Source organism: Sphingopyxis sp. (genome assembly GCF_035686825.1).
Classification (GTDB): Bacteria; Pseudomonadota; Alphaproteobacteria; order Sphingomonadales; family Sphingomonadaceae; genus Sphingopyxis.
Genome location: NZ_DASRYZ010000003.1, coordinates 799,979 through 815,350, shown reverse-complemented (window position 1 = coordinate 815,350; position 15,372 = coordinate 799,979). Strand labels below are relative to the sequence as shown.

The 15,372-nt window shown below is 66.6% G+C and carries 18 protein-coding genes; 6 read left to right on the top strand and 12 right to left on the bottom strand.

All coding sequences use genetic code 11. From position 1 onward, the window contains the following. Window positions 1-47 precede the first annotated feature (47 nt). From VFG17_RS08505 to crtY, 6 genes are read right to left on the bottom strand one after another with little or no spacing between them, the layout of a single operon-like run. Window positions 48-602 carry an AAA family ATPase gene (locus VFG17_RS08505; RefSeq protein WP_325029022.1) on the bottom strand — a complete coding sequence of 185 codons (555 nt, stop codon included), beginning with the start codon at window positions 600-602 and terminating at the stop codon, window positions 48-50. After that, window positions 563-1,132: a nicotinamide riboside transporter PnuC gene (gene pnuC / locus VFG17_RS08500; RefSeq protein ID WP_325029021.1), complete on the bottom strand. Its 570-nt coding sequence runs from the start codon at window positions 1,130-1,132 to the stop codon at window positions 563-565. The genes VFG17_RS08505 and pnuC overlap by 40 nt, the downstream gene beginning before the upstream one ends. Next, complete coding sequence (locus VFG17_RS08495; RefSeq protein WP_325029020.1) at window positions 1,129-2,103, bottom strand: phytoene/squalene synthase family protein; 975 nt, start codon at window positions 2,101-2,103, stop codon at window positions 1,129-1,131. Before VFG17_RS08495 ends, pnuC begins: the two co-directional genes overlap by 4 nt. Then, entirely contained in the window at window positions 2,103-2,684 is a 582-nt protein-coding gene (locus VFG17_RS08490) for a TIGR00730 family Rossman fold protein (protein WP_325029019.1), read from the bottom strand. Before VFG17_RS08490 ends, VFG17_RS08495 begins: the two co-directional genes overlap by 1 nt. Continuing rightward, window positions 2,681-4,159 carry a phytoene desaturase gene (locus tag VFG17_RS08485; RefSeq protein ID WP_325029018.1) on the bottom strand — a complete coding sequence of 493 codons (1,479 nt, stop codon included), beginning with the start codon at window positions 4,157-4,159 and terminating at the stop codon, window positions 2,681-2,683. The genes VFG17_RS08490 and VFG17_RS08485 overlap by 4 nt, the downstream gene beginning before the upstream one ends. Beyond that, window positions 4,156-5,313 carry a lycopene beta-cyclase CrtY gene (gene crtY / locus VFG17_RS08480; RefSeq protein ID WP_325029017.1) on the bottom strand — a complete coding sequence of 386 codons (1,158 nt, stop codon included), beginning with the start codon at window positions 5,311-5,313 and terminating at the stop codon, window positions 4,156-4,158. Before crtY ends, VFG17_RS08485 begins: the two co-directional genes overlap by 4 nt. Before the next feature lie 74 nt (window positions 5,314-5,387). Between crtY and VFG17_RS08475 the strand changes: the two genes are divergently transcribed. Then, the gene (locus tag VFG17_RS08475) at window positions 5,388-6,146 is read left to right on the top strand and encodes a sterol desaturase family protein (protein WP_325029016.1); all 759 of its coding nucleotides are present in this window, start codon (window positions 5,388-5,390) and stop codon (window positions 6,144-6,146) included. Next, window positions 6,091-6,501, top strand: coding sequence for a DUF2141 domain-containing protein (locus VFG17_RS08470; RefSeq protein ID WP_325029015.1), 411 nt, complete (start codon window positions 6,091-6,093; stop codon window positions 6,499-6,501). Before VFG17_RS08475 ends, VFG17_RS08470 begins: the two co-directional genes overlap by 56 nt. Before the next feature lie 293 nt (window positions 6,502-6,794). On the opposite strand, the gene VFG17_RS08465 is transcribed toward VFG17_RS08470, so the two are convergent. Continuing rightward, window positions 6,795-8,327, bottom strand: coding sequence for a class I adenylate-forming enzyme family protein (locus tag VFG17_RS08465; protein ID WP_325029014.1), 1,533 nt, complete (start codon window positions 8,325-8,327; stop codon window positions 6,795-6,797). Between the two features lie 101 nt (window positions 8,328-8,428). Here VFG17_RS08465 and VFG17_RS08460 point away from each other — a divergent pair, with 101 nt between their 5' ends. From VFG17_RS08460 to VFG17_RS08445, 4 genes are all read left to right on the top strand, one after another. Continuing rightward, window positions 8,429-9,127 carry a response regulator transcription factor gene (locus VFG17_RS08460; protein ID WP_325029013.1) on the top strand — a complete coding sequence of 233 codons (699 nt, stop codon included), beginning with the start codon at window positions 8,429-8,431 and terminating at the stop codon, window positions 9,125-9,127. 127 nt (window positions 9,128-9,254) lie between these two features. Then, window positions 9,255-10,787, top strand: coding sequence for an acyl-CoA synthetase (locus tag VFG17_RS08455; protein ID WP_325029012.1), 1,533 nt, complete (start codon window positions 9,255-9,257; stop codon window positions 10,785-10,787). Between the two features lie 2 nt (window positions 10,788-10,789). Continuing rightward, window positions 10,790-11,398 carry a 2-hydroxychromene-2-carboxylate isomerase gene (locus VFG17_RS08450; protein WP_325029011.1) on the top strand — a complete coding sequence of 203 codons (609 nt, stop codon included), beginning with the start codon at window positions 10,790-10,792 and terminating at the stop codon, window positions 11,396-11,398. A gap of 13 nt (window positions 11,399-11,411) precedes the next feature. After that, a complete protein-coding gene (locus VFG17_RS08445) occupies window positions 11,412-12,215 on the top strand; it encodes a crotonase/enoyl-CoA hydratase family protein (protein ID WP_325029010.1) in 804 nt (267 codons plus the stop codon). Here VFG17_RS08445 and VFG17_RS08440 read toward each other — a convergent pair. From VFG17_RS08440 to crcB, 5 genes are read right to left on the bottom strand one after another with little or no spacing between them, the layout of a single operon-like run. Next, window positions 12,212-12,901, bottom strand: a complete 690-nt coding sequence (locus VFG17_RS08440; protein ID WP_325029009.1) for an ATP12 family protein — start codon at window positions 12,899-12,901, stop codon at window positions 12,212-12,214. The genes VFG17_RS08445 and VFG17_RS08440 overlap by 4 nt on opposite strands. Beyond that, on the bottom strand, window positions 12,898-13,134 hold the full coding sequence (locus VFG17_RS08435; protein ID WP_325029008.1) for a hypothetical protein: 237 nt from the start codon (window positions 13,132-13,134) through the stop codon (window positions 12,898-12,900). Before VFG17_RS08435 ends, VFG17_RS08440 begins: the two co-directional genes overlap by 4 nt. After that, entirely contained in the window at window positions 13,131-13,751 is a 621-nt protein-coding gene (locus VFG17_RS08430) for an FMN-binding negative transcriptional regulator (RefSeq protein WP_325029007.1), read from the bottom strand. The genes VFG17_RS08435 and VFG17_RS08430 overlap by 4 nt, the downstream gene beginning before the upstream one ends. Beyond that, window positions 13,751-14,974, bottom strand: a complete 1,224-nt coding sequence (locus tag VFG17_RS08425; RefSeq protein ID WP_325029006.1) for an RluA family pseudouridine synthase — start codon at window positions 14,972-14,974, stop codon at window positions 13,751-13,753. The genes VFG17_RS08430 and VFG17_RS08425 overlap by 1 nt, the downstream gene beginning before the upstream one ends. Then, entirely contained in the window at window positions 14,971-15,351 is a 381-nt protein-coding gene (gene crcB / locus VFG17_RS08420; RefSeq protein WP_325029005.1) for a fluoride efflux transporter CrcB, read from the bottom strand. The genes VFG17_RS08425 and crcB overlap by 4 nt, the downstream gene beginning before the upstream one ends. Window positions 15,352-15,372: the final 21 nt, after the last annotated feature.

Here is a 15,372-nt window from a genome sequence, read left to right as displayed (position 1 = left end):
GTTGCTTTAGCCGCGCGGCGGGGCTGCGACAATGACGATAGCGGCGGTTAGCTCAGCCCGGCTGCCTCAATTGCCGCCAGCGCCTTTTCGACCCGCGCATCGCCTTCGCCCGCGACCCACGCCCATGGCAGCCGCCGCCGGTCGAGTTCGCCGATCGCGACCTCCATGAACTGCGCCCGCGCGAGTTCGCTGCCGAACAGCCGCGTGCCATCCTCCTGCCACGGCAGGTCCATCGCGGGAACGAGATAGAGGTCGGCGACCGCGTCCCACAGGTCGATTTCGGGCAGGCGGCGGCCGAGCAGCATGATCGCCCACGCCTGCGTCATCAACGGATCGGTGTCCGATACGAGCCATTCGGGTTTCTGCGCGAGCGCGGCCTCGGTCGCCGCGCGATGTCCGTCGAAGATCGCGAGCAGGTCGACCTCGTCGAGGTCGGTGCCGTTGGCCTCGGCATAGGTGCGGCCATATTCGGGGACGACGAGGCCGCCGAGCCGCAGCGCGAGGCGCGGGGCGAGCGTCGATTTGCCGGTGCTTTCGGCGCCGTGCAGGCAGATATGGCGCGTCACCGCGCCACCCTGCCCGTCGCGGCGGCGCGGCGCCACTGGATCAGCCCGTCGATCGACAGGCCGAGCAGGACGACATAGACCGCGCTCGTCGCGTAGAGCCCGCGCGAGGCGAAGAGCGGTACCGCGATCAGGTCGACGATTATCCACAGGATCCAGCTTTCGACGCGGCGCCGCGCGAGCAGCCATTGCGCGGTGATGCTGAGCATCGCGATCGCGCCGTCGATCCATGGCGCGGCCGCGTCGGTATATCGGTCCATCGCAAAGCTCCAGCCCGCCCACGCGGCGATCGTCGCCAGCCCCCAGCCGCGGCGGGCGCGATCGGTCATCCAGCGCACCGGAACGCCGCTCTCATCGCGCGCGCGCATCCAAGCCGCCCAGCCATAAAGGTTGAGCGCGAAGAAAAAGGCCTGGAGCAGCATGTCGCTGTACAGCTTCGCTTCGAAGAAGACGAAGGCGTAGAGCGTCACCGCGACGAGCGCGAAGGGATAGTTCCACACGCTGCGCAGCGCGACGAGCGCGACGTTGATCAGCACGAGCGCCGCGGCGATCGCTTCGAGATAGCTCATGCCCCGGCGCGGCCGGCCGGGTCGGTGGGCCGCGGACGCGTCCACAGCCCGTCGCGGCTGATCCGCCGCTGCGGCGGGCGGCGCAGCACCGACCAGCCGGCGCGCGCGATCCAGCCGAGCTTGGCGAACAGGCTCGATGACGCGCGATGATCCCAGGCATGGTCGCCGCGGCGCCGCACCTCGCGTGCGATGTCGCCATAAATGCCCGCAGCCGCGAGCACCGCCCAGCGGCTGCGCGGGGGCAGTCGTCGCGCGCCCCAGCGGCCCGACGCCTCATATTCCCCGGCCATCTCGGCCAGCCATTTGGCCATCACCGACAGGCGTCCGCGAAAAGCGGGATGCATGTGCTGCCCCGGCGGGATGTCGAGTTCGACCATCCATTCGACCGGCAGATAGCAGCGGTCGGCGGCGGCATCTTCGGCGACGTCGCGCGCGATATTGGCGAGCTGGAAGGCGATGCCGAGGTCCGATGCGCGGTCGAGCGTCGTTTCGTCTTGCGCGTCGATCCCCATCACCAGCGCCATCGCGACCCCGACCGCGCCCGCGACATGATAGGCGTAGCGCAGCAGGTCGTCCTCGCTGCGCGGGCGCCAGTCCTTTGCGTCGAGTTCGAACCCCGCAATGATGTCTTCGATCACGGCGCGCGGAATATCGACCTCGGTAAGCAGGAAGCCGAGCGCGTCGAAGGCCATGTCGCCGGTCGGCTCGCCGGCAAAGGCCTTGTCGGTCTGCGCGCGGATATGCGCGACGGCGGCTGCGGGGTCATGGTCCGGCTTCATCGTGCCGCCATGATCCTGTCCGTCGGTCAGGTCGTCGGCGGCGCGGCACCAGGCATAAAGCAGCCACACGCGCTCGCGTGTTTCGCGGTCAAAGAGCTGGCTGGCGAGCGCAAAGCTTTTCGATCCGCGCGCGATGCTGTCGTGCGCGAAACCGTGGAGGGCATGCGCGTCATAGGCCCCCTCCTCGATCATCAGAGATCGTCGGCCTTCATCGCGAAGATCGTTTTGTGCGGGACATAAGCCGCCATCTTGTCGAGCAGTTCGTCGAGCCCGGCGTCGACGATCATGATCCCGGCGTGCGCGGGGCGGATGAAGCCGACCTCGATCATGTTGCGGTTGAACGCGATCAGGTCGTTATAGAAGCCCGCGGCGTTGAGCAGCCCGACGGGCTTCGCATGATAACCGAGCTGCGCCCAGCTGATCGCTTCCCACAGTTCGTCCATCGTCCCGACGCCGCCGGGGATGGTGAGGAAGCCGTCGGAGAGGTCGGTGAACATCTTCTTGCGCTCGTGCATGCCCGACACGACGTGCAATTCGGTACAACCACGATGCGCGACCTCGGCGCCGACGAGCGCGTCGGGAATGATCCCGATCACCTCGCCGCCGGCTTCCAATGCGCTGTCGGCGACCGCGCCCATCAGCCCGAGCCGGCCGCCGCCATAGACGACGCCGATCCCCCGCTCGGCCAAGGTGCGACCGACGTGGCGTGCGGTTTCGATATAGATCGGATCTTCGGGGGTCGCGGACCCGCAATAGACGGCAAGGCGTTTCATATATCTTCCAACATCAATCGGGCGGTCGCCTTGGCACTGCCGACGACCCCGGGGATTCCCGCGCCCGGATGCGTCCCCGCGCCGACGAAGTAAAGATTCGAAATCGCGTCATCGCGATTGTGCGCGCGGAAATATGCGCTTTGCCGCAGCAGCGGCTCGAGGCTGAACGCGCTGCCGAGATGCGCCGAAAGGTCGCGGCCGAAATCGGCGGGCGTATAGTGGAAGCGCGTGACGAGATTGGCGCGAAGACCCGGCGCGACGCGGCGCTCGACCTCTTCGAGGATCGCGGCGGCGAAGCGCTGGCCGAAGTCGCCGTCCCAGTCGGCCTGCGCCTTGCCGAGATGCGCGACGGGCGCGAGCGCATAGAAGGTCGAGTGCCCCGGCGGCGCCATGCCGGGATCGGTGATGCTCGGATGGTGGAGGTAGAGCGAGAAATCATCCGGAACGACGCCGCCGTAGATGTCGTCGAGCAGCCCCTTGTAGCGCGGTCCGAACAAGATGCTGTGATGCGCGATGTCGGGATAGCTTCCCTTCACCCCGAAATGGACGACGAAGAGCGAGGGCGACCAGCGTTTGCGCGCCAGGCGCTTGGCCGTGCTGGTCCCGCGCCGATGACCGCCGAGCAAGTCGCGGTAGCTGTGCATCAAGTCGGCATTGGTCGCGACCATGTCAGCCTCGCCATGCCAGCCGCTTTGCGTCGTCACGCCGGTCGCGCGGTCGCCCGCCGTGTCGATCCGCGCCACCGGATCGCCGAGGCGCAGCACCCCCCCGAGCCGCTCGAACAGGCGCACCATGCCGCGCACCAGCGCATTGGTGCCGCCACGCGCGAACCAGACGCCGCCTTCTTTTTCGATCGTGTGGATCAGCGCATAGATCGCGCTCGTCGTCATCGGATTGCCGCCAACGAGCAAAGTGTGGAACGACAGCGCCTGCCGCAGCCGCTCGTCCTTCACATAGGAAGACACGACGCCATAGACGCTGCGCCAAGCGCGATATTTCATCAGCGCCGGCGCCGCCCGGACCATGGCGGCGAAGTCGAGAAAGGCGACCGCGCCGAGCTTCACATAGCCCTCTTCATAGACGCCCTTCGAATATTCGAGGAAGCGGTCGTAGCCTGCGACATCGGCGGGATGGAGCTTCGCGACCTCCTCGCGCAGCGCCGCCTCGTCGTTCGAATAATCGAAATTCGTGCCGTCGGGCCAGTTGAGCCGATAGAAAGGCATGACGGGGACGAGGTCGACGTCCTGCGCCATATCCTGCCCGCTCAGCGACCAAAGTTCTTCAAGGCACGGCGGATCAGTGATGACCGTCGGTCCCGCGTCGAAGGTGAAACCCTCGCGCCTCCAGTGATAGGCCCGCCCGCCGGGCGTGTCGCGCGCCTCGACGATCGTCGTCGCGACGCCCGCCGATTGCAGCCGGATCGCGAGCGCGAGCCCGCCGAACCCCGCGCCGATCACGATCGCGCGGCGCGTCATCGCCAGTCGAGCTTCGCCAGCGCGGCGATCGCGCGGCCGATCGCGACCGGCGGCTTGCCGACGAGCAGCCGCAGCTTGTCCGCCGTCGTCGATCGCCCGGCATAGAAACGCGCGATCAGCCGCGGCGACAGGCGGTAGAAGCGCTCGAAGATGCGGAAACGCGCATCGGGTTCCGCCGCCCGGAACAGCATCGCGCCGAGCATCCGGTAGAAACGTTGGCGACGCCACGCCGCCGCCGCGCGGCCGCGAAGCACGGCGGCAAGATCGGACCGGTCGACGAGCGCGGGCAGCGCCGACGCGGTGCGCACCGCGTCGGGGAGCGAATAGCCCGTCGTCGCGTGGAACAGGCCGGCGCGCACGCCGATCCGCGCGGTGCGGTCGGACGCGGGCCACAGCCGCTCGAAATCGCCCGCCATCACCACCGGCAGCACGCCGTTTTCCTCGCGCGTCGTCGCCTTGACCTTCCAGCCTTGCGCCGCAGCGTAGGCGGCGATCCGTTCGCGCACCACCGCGGCGTCGAGGTCGGCGTCGTCGCTGTAATAAGTGTCCTCGACGAATAGAGTCTCGGCGTCGAAGGGGAGGAGATAGACGAAGCGATAGCCGTCCAGTTGCTCGACCTTGGCGTCCATCACCACCGGATATTCGATCCCATGCCCGCCTTTTACCGTCAGCGCCTGCCCGACGAACTTCTGCCAGCCGCAGTCGAGCCCCGCGAATTTGCCCGCGCCGCGTGCGTCGATGACATGCTTCGCCGACAGCCGACCTCCGCGCGCCAGCAGCAGATGGTCGGGCGCGACATGCTTCGCCTTGTCGGCGATGATATGCCCTGCGGGTAGCGCCGCCGCGACCGCTTCGGCGAGCGCCTCGCCGGTGATGCTCTTATATCCCATGCGCAGCTGTCGCGCGTGAGCAGGAAAGCGGACATCGTAGCGCGGCCAGTGATGGCGCACGAGCGGCGCGACGAGCCAGCGATCCTTCTTCGCGATGTCGCTGTCGAAAAAGGACCAGATATGATTGCCGCCGACCGGTCCCGGTTCGACCAGCCGCACGTCGAGATCGGGCCGCTTCGCAGCCAGTGCGAGCGCCGCGAGCCCGCCGGCGAGCCCGCCGCCGACGATCGCGATGTCGCATTTATCGATCCTCTGCCCCGCCATCCTTCCGCCTTAGCCACCCGAACGCGCGGGCGCAAAGCCATTGCAACGCGGCGGCGAGCGTTTAGCCTCGCGCCATGACCGGCTGGGCGATCCTTTTCTCCGCGCTCGCGATGACCGCGATCGTCGGCGTGCGCTATCTGCTCACCAGTGGCGCCTTCGCCGTCGCGACGAAGTGGAAGCACCCTGGCCTCTACCGCGGGCTCGAACCGCAGATGAAGCGCGAGATCGGCTGGAGCCTCGCGAGCGCCGCCATTTACGGGGTCCCGGCGGGCATCGTCGCCTGGGGCTGGCAGGAACATGGCTGGACGCGCATCTATACCGACGTCGACGCCTTTCCGCTCTGGTATCTGCCCGTCAGCTTCTTCGCCTATCTGCTGCTCCACGATAGCTGGTTCTATTGGACGCACCGCTGGATGCACCGCCCGGCGCTGTTCCGCGCCGCGCATGCGGTCCATCATGCGAGCCGCCCGCCGACCGCCTGGGCGGCGATGAGCTTTCATCCGCTGGAGGCGGTCACCGGGGCGGTCGTCATCCCCGCGCTCGTCTTTCTGCTTCCCATCCATGTGGGGGTGCTCGGCCTCGTGCTCGCGATCATGACGGTGATGGGGGTCGGCAATCATATGGGGTGGGAGATGTTTCCGCGCGCACTCGTTCATGGACCCGCAGGGCGATGGCTGATAACCGCAACGCATCATCAGGCGCATCATGCGGCTTACCGGGGGAATTATGGTCTCTATTTCCGCTTTTGGGACAAGGCGTGCGGCACGGATATCGGGCTTGGCACTTTTGCCGATGCTGCTGGCCGCCGCAAGTCCGCCGCCGCCGACGGTTGAGGTCAGCGTCACGGGGCTACGCAGCGCGAAGGGGCAGGTCCTCGTCTGCCTGACCCCGAACCGCAAGGCCTTTCCCGATTGCAGCAAGGATGCGGGATCGGTGCGCATGGCGGTGAAGGCGGTCGACGCGGCAAATTTCGCCGTCCACGCGCCCGCCGCAGGAACCTATGCGATCGCGGTCGTGCATGACGAGAATGGCAACAACAAGCTCGATACGGCGATCTTCCTGCCGACAGAAGGCTTCGGCTTTTCGCGTAACCCCACGATCACCGTCGGGCCGCCGAGTTTCAAATCGGCCAGCTTCGCGGTCGCGGGCGACATGCGCCAGTCGATCCGGATGAAATATATGCTGTAGGGTTACGCGGCGGCTTTGGGGTGGATTTTGCCATTCCCAACATTCGTCATTCCCGCGAAAGCGGGAACCCAGGGTGGGGTCAGGCGATGCGCGCTCTGGGTTCCCGCTTTCGCGGGAATGACGAGTTAATGAGATACCAAGCGTCGCCTTTCGGTCGGTTTCAATCTTTCGTCATCCCGGACTTGATCCGGGATCCATAGCAGCGTCGAAGTCATGGACCCCGGATCAAGTCCGGGGTGACGATGATTGATAGGGCAACTCTCGGCCGCTTTCAGGCCTTCCTTACCCCCAATTCACCCGGCGTGGGCATCCCGCAGTTCGCGCTTCAGCACCTTGCCGATCGGGCTGCGCGGCAATTCATCAACCACCGTAATTGCGCTCAGCCGCTGCGTCTTGCCGACCTTCGCGTTGCAATCGGCGCGCACGTTTTCGGGGTCGGCGCCTTCTGTCAGCACCACGAACGCCACCGGCGTCTCGCCCCATTCCTCGCTCGGCATGCCCACGACCGCCGCCTCGACGACGCGATCGTCGGCGATCAAAATCGCTTCGAGGTCGCTCGGGAAGATGTTGAAGCCGCCCGAAATGATCATGTCCTTCGCGCGGTCCATCAACGTCAGGAAACCGTCTTCGTCGATCCGTCCGATGTCGCCGTGGCGATAGAAGAGATTTCCGTCGCCATCATACCAGTGCATTGCCTTGGTCGCGTCGGGGCGATTGTTGTATCCGGTCATCATCGCGGGGCTGCGGCCGACGACTTCGCCGACCGATCCTTGCGGCAGTTCCTTGCCCTCCTCGTCGATCACCTTGGCGATATGCCCGGGCGCTGGCTTGCCGACGGTGTGCAGCTTGTCGGGAAATTGATGCGCCTCAAGGATGAACGCCGCGCCGCCTTCGGTCATGCCGTAAATCTCGACCAGCCCGCCCGGCCAACGCTCCAGCACATCGGCCTTCAGCGCCGCGGGGAAGGGCGCCGAGGTGCAATATTTCATCACGAAGCTGGAAAGGTCGAAGCTGCCGAAATCGTCGAGCGCCATGATGCGGCGATATTGGACGGGCACCAGCATACAGTTCGTCGCGCGTTCCCGTTCGGCAAGTTCGAGGAAACCGCGCGCGTCGAATTTCTTCATCAACACGACTTGCCCGCCCGACCCGACCGTCGGCATGAAGCTCGCCATCGTTGTGTTCGAATAGAGCGGGGTCGACAGGATCGTCACGGCCTTGGGCCCATAAGCGGGCGCACCACGGACGATATGCTGCCAGCGCATCGCATGGCTGTGGACGATGCCCTTGGGCGTGCCCGTCGTCCCCGACGAATAGATGATGTTGAACCCGTCCTCGGGCCGGATGTCGACCGGGGCGGGTTTGGCGCCCGCTAGTGACAGCCAGGAGTCGAGGGGCGTTCCCGCGTGGCTGCCGTCCATCGCGATCAGGTCGCTTGCGGCGCTGACCTGCCCGTCGAGGCTCGATTTCGCGGCGCTGTCGAGGAACAGGTGGCGCGCGCCGGTGTCGGCGATCATCGCCGCCATCTGCTCGCCGGTCGCGCTGTTGGTGACGAGCCCCGCGACGCCGCCGGCGCGTAAGGTGCCGAGGATCACCGCCATCTGCTCGACGCTGTTGAGCCCGGCGACCGCCGTGCGGTCGCCCTTTGCGAATCCGTCCTGTTGCAATCGCGCCGCGATTCGGTCGGTCAATTGATCCAGTTCGGACCAGCTCAGCCGCCGGAACGGGTCGGCAGCCGCTACGGCATCGGGACGCTCCGCGGCATGGGCACGGACAAGGTCGGGAAGGGTGGCGAAGTCACCGTCAAGCATTTCGATACTGGTCATGCCCGAGGACTAGCACAGCCGAAAAGCGGTGCAATGCCGGGCGGGGCGGCAGGCGACAGTATGTTACGGCAAGGGCGGGGTCGGGGATGGCATCATCGGGTATGGAAGAGGGAGGCGACAGGAAGTTGCTCGTCGCCGTCTATCATCCGCAGCCGGATCGGGCCCATGCGCTGATGGCGGCGATCGGTGCCGCCGGCCTTGCTGTGCAACTGCTACCGCAGCATGTCGACGGTCTGCGCGCATGGGTCGACAGCTGTTTCGACCTGCTGATCGTCAATCCGTTCCTCGACTGGCAGGAGCCGTTCGAATTTGTCCGGCTGGCGCGGTCGATCGCGGGGCGGCGGCCGCTGCTCGTCATCTCGGACCGCGACGCGCTCGGCGACCGGATGAAGGCGCTGGGTGCGGGCGCGGACGATGCCGTCGGCTGGACCGACAATCTCCCCGAAGTGCTGGCGCGGATCGCGAGCCTGCTCCGCCGCAGCCGTATCGCCGCGGGCCAGCTCGGCGAGGGCGAGCTTCGCATCGACCTGATCGATCGCCGCGTCGAGCGCGCGGGGCGACTCATCCGCCTGCCGCTGCGCGAGTTCGACCTGCTCGCCAATCTCGCACGCGTCCCCGACCGCCCAGTGTCGCGCGATGCGTTGCTCCGTGCGGTGTGGCGGATCGATTTCGATCCCGGCACCAACCGGGTCGAGGTGCATATGTCGCGGCTGCGCGCCAAGGTCGATCGCGGCTTCGACTGGCCGATGCTGCATACGGTGAAAGGGCGGGGCTATACGCTGCGCTCGCGGCCGGAGTAGCGCGGTCTCCCCAAGGGAGGGATTTGTCGCACCCCCCTGTCACGAGCCCCAGCTTGCTTGACCAAAAGTTTCAGGTTGCTACTCATCTTCGACATAAAGAAACCAGTGATTCCGGAGATGATGCCCGATGCACCCCTCAGTCCATGCCCGCGCCAACCCCGACAAGCCCGCGATCATCGTCGCCGAAACGGGCGAGGCGATCAGCTATGGCGAACTCGACGCAGCCTCGAACCGCGCCGCGCAGCTCTTTCGGTCGCACGGGCTGGGGCACGAGGATGTCGTCGCCTTCATGCTCGACAACACGCCGCATTATTACGGTCTCACCTGGGGCGCGCAGCGCGCGGGCCTCCGCTATGTCTGCATCTCGTCGCGGCTGACGCAGGACGAGACCGACTATATCCTCGAAAACTCGGGCGCGCAGATCCTCGTCGTGTCGGCGAGCCTCGCGGGTGCGGCGCAGCAGCTCACCACCGGGATCAAGCGGTTCGCGATGGGCGGCGCCATTCCGAGCTATGAAAGCTGGGAGGATGCCGTCGCGGCGATGCCCGCGACCCCCGTCGCCGACGAGCGCGCCGGGGTCGACATGCTCTATTCGTCGGGCACCACCGGCCGGCCCAAGGGTGTGCGCGTGCCGCTGCCCGAGGACCCGGCGATCGACGCGGTCAACAGCCTCGTCATGCTCGCCTCGGCGGTGTTCCAGATCAATTCGGACAGCGTCTATCTCTCGCCCGCGCCGCTCTATCACGCCGCGCCTTTGCGCTGGTCGATGACGATCCACCGCCTCGGCGGCACCGTCGTCCTGATGAAGAAATTCGACCCCGAAGCGGCGTTGTCGCACATCGAGACTTATCGTGTGAATTCGAGCCAGTGGGTCCCGACGCATTTCGTGCGGATGCTCAAGCTCCCCGACGACGTCCGCACCCGCTACGACACCGCGTCATTGAAGGTCGCGATCCACGCCGCGGCGCCGTGCCCGGTGCCGGTAAAGCAGGCGATGATCGACTGGTGGGGCCCGGTGCTCTTCGAATATTATGCGGGGTCCGAAGGCAATGGCATGACCTTCATCTCCAGCGCCGACTGGCTGACGCACCGGGGCAGCGTCGGCCGCCCGATCCTCGGTACCGTCCATATCATGAGCGAGGACAACGAGACCGAACTCGGCCCCGACGAGGAAGGCGCGGTTTTCTTTGAAAGCGAAAATGTCTTCGAATATCATGGGGATAATGAGAAGACGGCTTCGAGCCGCAACTCGAAGGGCTGGTCGACTTTGGGCGATGTGGGTAAAGTTGATGAAGAAGGCTTCCTCTATCTCACCGACCGCAAGAGCTTCATGATCATCTCGGGCGGGGTGAATATCTATCCGCAGGAAATCGAGAATCATCTCGTCACCCACCCCAAGGTCGCCGACGTCGCGGTCGTCGGCGGGCCGCACGACGAAATGGGCGAGGAAGTGATCGCGGTGATCCAGCCCGCGAATATGGCGGATGCGACCGAGGAATTGCGCGATGAGCTGATCGCCTATGCCCGCGAGAAATTGTCGGGGGTTAAGATCCCCCGCCGGATCGACTTCCTCGAAGCGCTGCCGCGCCACGACACAGGCAAGCTCTACAAGCGTCTGCTGCGCGACCAATATTGGGAAAAGGCGAAGGCCGAGGCCTGAGCATGACCGCACGCGTCGAATTCTTCTTCGATCTGTCGTCGCCGTGGACCTGCCTTGCGTTCCACAATCTGCCCGGCGTGCTCGAACGCACGGGTGCGGCCGCGGTATACCGGCCGATCCTCGTCGGCGGGGTGTTCAACGCGGTGAATCCCGCCGTCTATGCGGCGCGCGAGCAGGTCGACAACCGGCGGCTGACGCACAGCTGGAAGATATTGAAAGATTGGGCGCGGCTCGCGGGCGTGCCGATGAATTTCCCGTCGCAGTGGCATCCGGCCAAAAGCATCGCCGCGATGCGCTTCTGCTGCGCGCTCGAGGATGATCAGGCGGCGCTCGTCCGTTTCGCGCGCGCGGCCTTCGCCAGCTATTTCGGCCGGCAGGAGAATCTCGACGACCCCGCGGTGCTCGCGGCGGTCGCCGATGCCGAGGGGCTCGACGGCGCCGCGCTCGCCGCGGCCGCAGGCAGCGACGCGATCAAGGCGCGGCTGCGCGCGAATACCGATGAAGTCATCGCGCGCGGCGGCTATGGTTCGCCGACGATCTTCGTTGACAGGGACGATATGTATTTCGGCAACGACCAGCTTCCGCTCGTCGAAGCCGCATTGGAACGCTGAAAAGGATTCTCGCGTGAAAGACCGTATTTCGATCACCATGCTCGATGGCGGGATCGCCGACGTCCGGCTGATCCGCGCCGACAAGATGAACGCGCTCGATCCCGCGATGTGGGATGCGCTTGCCCAAGCGGTCGATGAATTGAAGGCGACCGCGGGCCTCCGCGTTGTCGTGCTATCGGGCGAGGGGCGCGCTTTCTGCGCGGGACTCGATCTCTCCAGTCTCAGCAACGATCGCGATCCGGGGGCGAGCAGCGCGGGCGGCGGCCTTGCCGACCGGACCAAGGGCATCGCGAACAATGCCCAATATGCGGCGTGGGGTTGGCGCGAACTGCCGGTGCCGGTGATCGCGGCGGTGCATGGCGTCGCGTTCGGCGCGGGCAGCCAGATCATGGCCGCGGCCGACATCCGCATCGTTCACCCCGACACGCGCATCGCGATCATGGAAATGCGCTGGGGCCTTGTCCCCGACGTCGCGGGCATGGCGCTGTGGCGCACGCAGGTCGCCGACGATGTGCTGCGCGAGCTGATCTATACCAACCGCGAATTCAACGGGTCGGAAGCGAAGCTGCTCGGTTTCGCGACGCATGTTTCCGACGATCCGCTGGCGAAGGCAATGGAGCTCGCCGAGGTGATCGCCGACAAGAATCCGCATGCGATCCGCGGGGCGAAGCGGCTCTGCAACATGCTCGGCCATGCGAGCGACGCCGCAATCCTGCAGGCCGAGAGCGACGAACAGGTGAAGGTCATCCGCACGCCCAACCAGATGGAAGCGGTGATGGCGGGGATGCAGAAGCGCAAGCCGAATTTCGTCGATTAGAGCAGGGTCAAAAACCGCGCGGCATTGTCCCAGTCGCGTTTGTTGCCGGCGCGCGCTTTCTGCGCTTCGCTGTCGATGCCCCAGCGGCGTTCCTGATACAGCTCGTCGAGGCTGACCGCATCCCAAAGCGCGTCGGCGCCGAACGCCCTCTCGACGAGCGCGAGGCCCGCGACGAGCGAGCCGCCGATCGTCACCAGCGGCGTCAGCGCGGTGATGCGCCATTGGTCCTGCGCGAATGCCGCGTCCTGCAGTGCCGCGACCGTCGCTTCGGGCTGGTCGACCGGCAGTACGCCCTGCGTCAGCGCGAATTCGACGCCGTACCGCGCCTCGGCCCACGCGAGCAGCGGGTTCCACGCCGCCGCCTGTTCGGCCTGCAGCGCCGCGTCGCGCGCGTCGCGGTAGCAGAAGAGGTCGCTTTCCGCATAAGCGGCGACCGGCGCGGCGAAGGCGGAGAGATCGGGCGCGGCGAGGTCGATCGCGGCGTTGGTGAGCCCCGTCATCGGCATCGCCGCGGGGGCGATCGTTTCGCCGACATCGCGCCATTCGGCGGCGATGGCCTCGGCGAGCGCCGCGCTCGCGACCGCCAGCGGCGCGCGCTGCGGCGTGCGCACCGCCCGCCCGTCGAGCGCGATGCCCCAGCCGTCGCCCTCGGCGACGACGGCGACCTCTTTCCAGAAACGCTTCACAGGTCTTTGGGCGAACGCCAGCGGCGCGCGAGGAGCATCGGCATCACCGCGAAATCGAACGCGCCGACCAGTACGATCGCGACGCCGATCCAGCGGTCGGCCGGTTGTCCCGCGAATGCAAAGCCGCCGCCGATCAGGATGAAACCGATCGCCACGAAGGCGGCGCCCATCAGCCGCATGAGGGTGATCGCGAAAAAACGCTTCTTGGCGAGTGCGTCGTCGGTCTGGCTCATGCGCCCTCCCTATCGCCGCCGAGGTGGCGCATCAACTCCGCGAGCGCACCGTGGCCGGTCGCCTCGACCCCGGCTATGACGCGCGCGCGTTCGTCGGCGGACTTGTTCTGCGACAGCTTGATCGTCGGGCGCCATGCGGTGATCCGCATCTCGAAGCCGGTGATCGCGCCGGTCATCTTGCCGAAGATCGCGGGATTCATCTTGGCGCGCGTCCACGGCGGGTTCGCCCCGACGCGCGCTTCATGCTGTGCCGAGAGGGTGTCGAGCTGCGCGACCAGCGCGCTGTCGTCGAGCCTGCGGGCGACACCTTCCATCTCGATCGCGACATAATTCCACGTCGGCACCTGGTCGGCCGCGGCATACCAGCTCGCGCTGACATAGGCGTCGGGGCCCTGCACGACCGCGAGCGCGTTCGCGCCGCCCAGATGACGGGTGAGCGCATTGCCGCGCGCCAGATGGAATTGCAGCGTCGTCCGGTCGTCGCTCAGCACCACCGGAGCGTGCGCGACGCGCGGGCCGTCGGGGGTGCCCGCAAAGATCGCGGCAAAGCCGATCTCGCGCACGAGCAGTTCGGCGAGGTCGTCCTGTCTGGGCCGGAAGGCGCTGTTCGGGTGCATCAGCTCGGACGGGCAGGGCGCGACGGATGCTTTTTCGCGCCCGGCCTTTTGCCTGCGGGTTTCCCCGGCGCTGCCTTGCCCGGTTTCGTCTTTGCCTTGGGTTTTGCCTTGCCGACAAAATCTGTCGGTTTGCTGTCGGCGGTGCGTCCGCGCCGCTCGCCGCGTCGCGCCTTGCGAATTTGCTTGCTGTGCGCTTTCGCAGCGGCTTTTGCCGCGGCCTTCGGCGGCGGGCCCTTGGCGACATCGTCGATCCCGACCTCGCCGAGCAGCAGGTCGAAACCGAGCGCATCGAGGCTGGCGGCGAAATGCTCGGGCACCTCCGCGCTGATATCGATCGCGCCGCCGTCGGGGTGGTCGATGCGCAGCCGCCGGCTGTGGAGGTGCATCTTGCGGCTGATCGTACCGGTGAGGAAGGCGCCCTTGCCGCCATATTTGCCGTCGCCGACGATTGGATGGCCGATCGCCGCCATATGGACGCGTAGCTGGTGCGTGCGCCCGGTCAGCGGCTGGAGCTCGACCCACGCCGCGCTGTTCCCCGCGCGCTCGATGACGCGGTAGCGCGTTTTCGACGCGAGGCCGCTATCGTGGACGTGCATCTTCTCGCCGCCCGACCCCGGCTGCTTGGCGAGCGGCAGGTCGATTTCGCCCTGCGCGATGTCGGGAACGCCGACGACGATCGCCCAATAGGTCTTCCTGGCGCTGCGGTTTGAAAAGCTCTTTGCGAAATAGGCGGCCGCTTTGGGCGTGCGCGCGATCAGCAGCGCCCCCGACGTATCCTTGTCGAGCCGGTGGACGAGCTTGGGCCGCACCGGCGCGTCATATTTGAGCGCGTCGAGCAGGCCGTCGACGTGGCTCTCGGTCTTGGTGCCGCCCTGCGTCGCGAGCCCGGGCAGCTTGTTGAGCACGAGCGCGCTCGCGTCGCGGTGGATCAGCATCGACGTCGCGAGTTCGATGTCGGCTTCGGTGAGCGGACGACCCTTGCGCGCCGGGCGCGCTTCGATCTCGGCGGGCGGGGTCGGCATGACGAGCCTCTGCCCCGTTTCGATGCGGTCCGACACGTCGGCCTTTTTGCCGTCGAGCGTCAGCTGCCCCGAGCGCGCCCAGCGCGCGAGCAAGGCGTGCGGCGTCCCCGGCCGGTGGCGCTTGAACCAGCGGTCGAGCCGGATGCCGTCATCCTCCTCGGCGATCGTCGCGCCGTCGAATTTGGTGTCCCGCGCGCTCATGCCGGTATCTGCCGCATGACGAACAGACCGACCCCGCAGGCGAGGATGGCGCCGATCACCGACGCGAGCATATAGGCGGCCGCCTGAGCGATCTGACCGCGTTCGAAAAGCATCCAGAATTCCATGCTGAAGGAGGAAAAGGTGGTGAAGCCGCCGAGGATTCCGACGCCGACAAAAAGGCGCGCGGTTTCGCCGCCGTCGCTGCCCCGCGCCAGCGCGCCGATCAACAGGCCCATGAGGAGGCTGCCGGCGATGTTGATCGACAGCGTCCACCAGGGAAAGCCCGGGCCAAGCCGCGCGAGCATCGCTTGCCCGGCGAGATGGCGCGCGCCGGCGCCGATCGCGCCGCCGATCATGACAGGAAACAGGCTGTTCATGTCGCTCGCCCTAGCCGGAAA